The sequence below is a fragment of the Aeromonas finlandensis genome (assembly GCF_000764645.1).
GTDB classification, from domain to species: Bacteria; Pseudomonadota; Gammaproteobacteria; order Enterobacterales; family Aeromonadaceae; genus Aeromonas; species Aeromonas finlandensis.
The window spans coordinates 1-4,179 of record NZ_JRGK01000172.1 but is presented as its reverse complement, the minus strand read 5'-3'; the positions used below and the strand labels follow the sequence as shown (position 1 = coordinate 4,179).

The 4,179-nt window shown below is 58.7% G+C and carries 5 protein-coding genes and 1 pseudogene; all 6 read left to right on the top strand.

Annotated features, from left to right (window positions below; genetic code table 11):
- Positions 1 to 262: pseudogene (locus tag LD28_RS0112190) on the top strand (beta-ketoacyl-ACP synthase II); the annotation flags it as partial.
- Between the two features lie 68 nt (positions 263 to 330).
- The gene (gene pabC / locus LD28_RS0112185; protein ID WP_033137233.1) at positions 331 to 1,137 is read left to right on the top strand and encodes an aminodeoxychorismate lyase; all 807 of its coding nucleotides are present in this window, start codon (positions 331 to 333) and stop codon (positions 1,135 to 1,137) included.
- The gene (gene mltG / locus LD28_RS0112180; RefSeq protein WP_033137232.1) at positions 1,127 to 2,128 is read left to right on the top strand and encodes an endolytic transglycosylase MltG; all 1,002 of its coding nucleotides are present in this window, start codon (positions 1,127 to 1,129) and stop codon (positions 2,126 to 2,128) included. The genes pabC and mltG overlap by 11 nt, the downstream gene beginning before the upstream one ends.
- On the top strand, positions 2,128 to 2,769 hold the full coding sequence (gene tmk, locus LD28_RS0112175; protein ID WP_033137231.1) for a dTMP kinase: 642 nt from the start codon (positions 2,128 to 2,130) through the stop codon (positions 2,767 to 2,769). The genes mltG and tmk overlap by 1 nt, the downstream gene beginning before the upstream one ends.
- Positions 2,754 to 3,701 carry a DNA polymerase III subunit delta' gene (holB, locus tag LD28_RS0112170; RefSeq protein ID WP_033137230.1) on the top strand — a complete coding sequence of 316 codons (948 nt, stop codon included), beginning with the start codon at positions 2,754 to 2,756 and terminating at the stop codon, positions 3,699 to 3,701. Before tmk ends, holB begins: the two co-directional genes overlap by 16 nt.
- 24 nt (positions 3,702 to 3,725) lie before the next feature.
- A partial coding sequence (locus LD28_RS0112165; protein ID WP_033137229.1) for a TatD family hydrolase occupies positions 3,726 to 4,179 on the top strand: 454 nt, incomplete at its 3' end.

The following is a 4,179-nucleotide window of genomic DNA, read 5'->3' as shown; positions in this document are numbered from 1 at the left end:
CGCCAAGTCCCTGATGATCAGCTCCACCAAGTCGATGACTGGTCACCTGCTGGGCGCCGCCGGTGCCATCGAGGCGATCATCACCGTGTTGGCCCTGCGTGATCAGGTGGCTCCGCCCACCATCAACCTGGACAACCCGGATGAAGAGTGCGATCTGGATCTGGTGCCCCACGTGGCCAAGCCAGGCAGCTTCGAGTACGCCCTTTCCAACTCGTTTGGTTTTGGCGGCACCAATGGCTCACTGATCTTCAAACGCGTATAATTTGCCGCAGGGCAAAGACACAGGCCCGATACTGCCGGTATCGGGCCTTTTTTATCGGAGGGATCCCTTTGCTTATCAATGGCATGAAGCTTGATACCATCTCGGCCCATGATCGGGGACTGGCCTATGGTGACGGTCATTTCACCACCATGGCGGTCAGGGATGGTCGCGTGTTGCAGTGGCCTGCCCATCTGGCACGGCTGCAGCTGGCCAACAACCAGTTGGGATTGGTTGAACCTGACTGGCACCTTTTAGCCCAAGAGGTTGAAGAGATGGTGGCCGACCAGACACAATGCGTGGCCAAGGTGATCCTGACTCGCGGCCAGGGTGGTCGGGGCTATGATGGCAGCGGATGTCAACACACGACCCGGATTGTCACTCTGGCGCCATTTCCCACCCACTATGGCAAGTGGCAACAGGAGGGGATCGAGATGGTGGTGTGCCGCCAGCGGATCGGCGATGCCCCCATGCTGGCCGGGCTTAAAACCTTGAATCGTCTGGAGCAGGTATTGCTGAAAAGCGAACTTGTCAGCCGCGATGCAGTCGAAGGGATAGTACTTAACAGTCGCGGTTTTCTGACTGAAGGGGTCAGTGCCAATCTGTTTTGGCGTCGGGGTAAAACGGTGTTTACACCGGATCTGGCCCGCGGTGGTGTCGATGGCATCATGCGCCGCCAGGTGATAGCGATGCTGAAACAGATGAGTATTGAGTTGCGTGTTGTAGAGGCTCCGTTGGAGTCACTATGGCAGGCGGAAGAGGTGTGGCTCACCAATACCCTGATGGGGGTGGTGCCGGTCAATGGCATCGAGGATATCCACTATCCCGCAGCGGTATTGAGTCGCCGTTTACAGGAGCGTTTGGTCATTGAAGTTTAATCGGCTTTACACCCTGCTCGCGGGGGCGGCACTGACTGTTGCCGTCGCCGGGGGCTATGTGCATTACAAATGGCAACAGGTGGAGACGCTCACCAACAAGGGGCCGACCCGGCTCTTTACGGTGGAGAAGGGCGCCCATGCAGCGCGCTTGATCGCCGAACTGGGGGAGGGTGAAACCAGCCCGTGGGCAGTGCGGCTCTGGCTGCGCGGCCATCCCGAACTGGTGGCCATCAAATCGGGCACCTATGAGATCAAGGAAGGGGCCCCTCTCAAGGAGACCCTCTCTCTGTTCGCATCGGGCAAGGAGTTTCACTTCAGCCTTACCTTCGTAGAAGGCTCCCGTTTTGAGGATTGGCAGAAGCAACTCTCCAGCGCCCCATATCTTGAGCGGTTGACTGTCGAGCAATCCGAAGCCGACTTGGCGCAGGAGCTCGGCATCGAGAATGGCAAGCTGGAGGGGTGGTTCCTGCCGGAAACCTACGCCTATACCACCCATGCCAGCGATCTCTCGATCTTGCGCCGCGCCCATCAAGATATGGAGACCTTCCTGCAGCAGAGTTGGGAGAAACGTCAGGCCAACCTGCCTTACAAAACGCCCTATGAGGCGCTCATCATGGCCTCTATTATCGAGAAAGAGACCGGCCAGCCGGACGAACGGGCGCAGATTGCTTCCGTGTTCGTCAACCGTCTGCGTCTGGGCATGAAGTTGCAGACAGATCCCACCGTCATTTACGGGGTGAAGGATCGCTACGATGGCAACATTCGCCGCAGCGATCTGACTGACAAGAACCCCTACAACACTTATGTGATCGACGGTCTGCCGCCCACGCCTATCGCCATGCCGGGCAAGGCCTCCATCGAAGCAGCGCTTAACCCCAAATCGACCGACTATCTCTACTTTGTCGCCAAGGGGGGCGGTGCCCACTATTTCTCCAAGACCCTCGATGAACACAATCGGGCGGTTCGCGAATACATATTGAAGAAACCCTAATGTCTAAATTTATTGTGATCGAAGGATTGGAAGGGGCAGGGAAGAGCTCGGCCGTGCGTTATGTCACTGACTATCTGCAGCGCCACGGCATCGACCGGATCGAGTGCACCCGTGAGCCGGGTGGTACGCCGCTGGCCGAGCGGATGCGTGCCATCGTCAAAGAGGTGCACGATGAGCGCCTCACCATCGAGGCGGAACTGCTGCTGATGTATGCCTCCCGGGTACAACTGGTGGAGACCCGCATCAAGCCCGCGCTGGCCGACGGTATCTGGGTGGTGGGGGATCGCCACGATCTCTCCTCACAGGCCTATCAGGGTGGTGGCCGTGGTATCGATGCCCAGCTCATCGGTGCCATCAAGCTGGCGGTGCTCGGCAACTTCAAGCCGGATCTCACCCTCTATCTCGATATCGATCCTGCCCTTGGCTTGCAGCGCGCGCGCCATCGTGGCGAGCTGGATCGCATCGAACTGGAGCAACTGAGCTTCTTCGAGCGTACCCGCGTGCGTTATCTCGAACTGGCCGCCAAGGATGACTCCATTGTGGTGATCGATGCGGCGCAAACGCCGGAACAGGTCAAAATGGCCATCGAGCGTGCCTTGGACCACTACCTGTCAAACGAGCCTCTATGTATCCCTGGCTGATCCCCGATTGGCATGCCCTGAGCCAGACGGCTCAGTCCGGTCGTCTCGGCCATGCCTGGTTGTTGCTCGGCGATCCCGGTCTTGGCAAGGAGCAGCTGGCCGAGCGGTTGGCGCGCTTGCACCTTTGCCAGCAACCAGATCGCGGAGAGCCGTGCGGTCAGTGCCACTCTTGCCAACTGTTTGACAAGGGCAACCACCCGGATCTCGGTACCATCGCTCGTGACAGCAAAACCATCGGGGTCGAGGCTATTCGCGAGATCTGCACACGGCTGCAGGGCTCTGCCCAACTCGGCCGCGGCAAGGTGGTGATCATTCCTGATGCGGAGCGGATGACCGAATCGGCGGCCAACGCCCTGCTGAAAACCCTGGAAGAGCCGGCCGGCGACAGCTTGCTGTTGCTGATTGCCTCCCAGGTTTCCCGGCTGCTCCCCACCATCCTCAGTCGCTGCCACAAACATGTCTGTCAGTTGCCTGTGGAAGGGGAGACAGTTCGCTGGTTGGCCGAGCAGGGTCATCAGGCCACCTTGGCTCAGGTGCGGATCTGTCAGGGGGCGCCGCTGCGGGTACTCGACTATATCGAGCAGCAACAGGATGGTACTCGCCGCGAACTGCTGGAACAGTTTGTCGCCCTGAGTCAAAGCCCGGTCAAGGCAACGGCACTGTGCAGCCAGCTGGGTCAGGAGACGCAGGTCAGGTTGCACTGGTTGCAGCTCTTCTTGTGCGATGCCCTGAAAACCCAGGCCGGATGTGGTCACCACCAACTGGCGATGCCGGATCTGGCAATCTTGAGTCAGCGGTTGGCGGAGCAGCACTCCAGCGAAAAACTGCTGGAGGCAGAACAAGATCTGGTTGCCCTCAAGGCCGCTTGCCAGCCGGGCCAGCTCTCCAATCCCACCATCCATCTGATGAACTGGCTCAGTCGCTGGTTATAGTTCCGACAAGAATAAAGGTTTTATATGTTACTCGTTGATTCCCACTGTCATCTCGATCGCCTCAGCTATGGTAGCAAGCAGACCAGCATGGCCGATGTGCTGGCCAAGGCCGCGAAACTGGATGTGGGATATTTTCTCTGTGTCAGTGTGACTCAGGCACAGTTTCCGACCATGCTCGAGGCGATCGCTCCCTATCCCCAAGTGTTTGCCTCTTGCGGGGTACATCCGCTCAATCAGGAACCCGGTGTGGATGCTGCCTTGTTGCTGACTCAGGCGGTGGACGAAAGAGTGATCGCCATCGGCGAGACCGGGCTCGATTACTTCTACTCCCCCGAGAACAAAGATGTGCAGCAAGCCTCTTTCCGCGAACATATCCGGGTTGCCCGCGCGCTGAACAAGCCGCTGATCATCCATACCCGCGATGCCCAACAAGATACCTTGCAGATCATGCGCGAAGAGGGAGCGGATCAGGTTGGCG